Annotated in this window: 1 protein-coding gene; it reads right to left on the bottom strand. The window is 68.3% G+C overall.

Annotated features, from left to right (window positions below):
• Window positions 1–195 precede the first annotated feature (195 nt).
• Window positions 196–1,094 (bottom strand): DNA polymerase III subunit delta (holA, locus tag AC5RWT_RS37685; RefSeq protein ID WP_494084663.1); only part of this gene is annotated, 899 nt, incomplete at its 5' end.

Below are 1,094 nucleotides of genomic sequence, written 5' to 3'. Positions count from 1 at the left end.
GGCCTCCGGCTTCTTTGCTTCCTGCTGCAGACGGCGGCGCGAAATCCTGGCGCGGGCCGGCTCAGTGACCGCGGTGGCGGGCGGCTTCCTCGGCGGGTACTTGGGCAGCCGGGTTCGGGGTCGCGGCGGGCGGGCCGGCGCGGCCTGAGGCCCGAGTCCCTGCCGCTCCGCAGACCTTAGTCAAAGCCGGCGTGTTCAGCGGCGCGCGCTGGTGGCGATCAACGTGACGGCCCGTTCCACGGCATATTCCGGGTCACGGCCTTCGCCTTTGACCTGGGCGTCCGTTTCGGCCAGTACCTGGATGCAGCGGGCCAGGGCCTCTGACTCCCACAGCCGCGCATCCCTGCGGGCCTGGTCGAACTGCCACGGGGCCATGCCCAGGTCGCGTGCGTTCGCCGAGGCACTCTTGACCTTGGCGATCTGGCGCAGCTTCATGGCCAGCACTGCAACAATCGGCACCGGATCCACTCCGGTGGCCAGCGCGTGCCGGAGGGATGACAGCGCGGCCGCACCCCGGCCGGAAACGGCGGCATCGGCTACCTTGAACCCGGTGGCCTCGACCCGTCCGCCGTAGTACTTCTCTACCGTCTCTTCGGTGACGGCGCTGTCGGCGTCGGAAATCAACTGCGAGCAGGCGGCTGCCAGGTCCGGCAGCGACGAACCGACAGCGGCCACCAGCGCCTGGGCGGCGGCAGGTTCGATGGCACGGCGCGCGGCTTTAAATTCCTGCCGCACAAAGTCCAGTTTTTCCGAGTCCTTCTTCATGGCTTGGCAGTCGACCACGGGCGCCCCCGAGGCCTTGACCGCATCCAGCAGTTTCTTGCCGCGGACCCCGCCGCCATGGTGCAGGACCAGCCAGACATCATCGGCCGGAGACGCTACATAGGCCAGCATGTCCGCCAGGAACTCATCGTTCATCTGCGCCAGGGACGAGGCCTCAATTAGCTTTGCTTCCCCGAAGAGGCTGGGGCTGGCCAGCATGGTGAGCTCGCCGCTCGTGTAGGACGAGGCATCCAGCTGCGTCAGCTCCAGGTCCGGCTGCCGGCCGCGCAGCAGTCCGCGGACACGTTCCTTGGCCCGGTGGGCCAAGTACT

This window comes from Arthrobacter sp. Dra40, from assembly GCF_059091905.1.
Note: the sequence above shows the minus strand (reverse complement) of the source record. Positions and strands in the feature narration are given on the sequence as shown.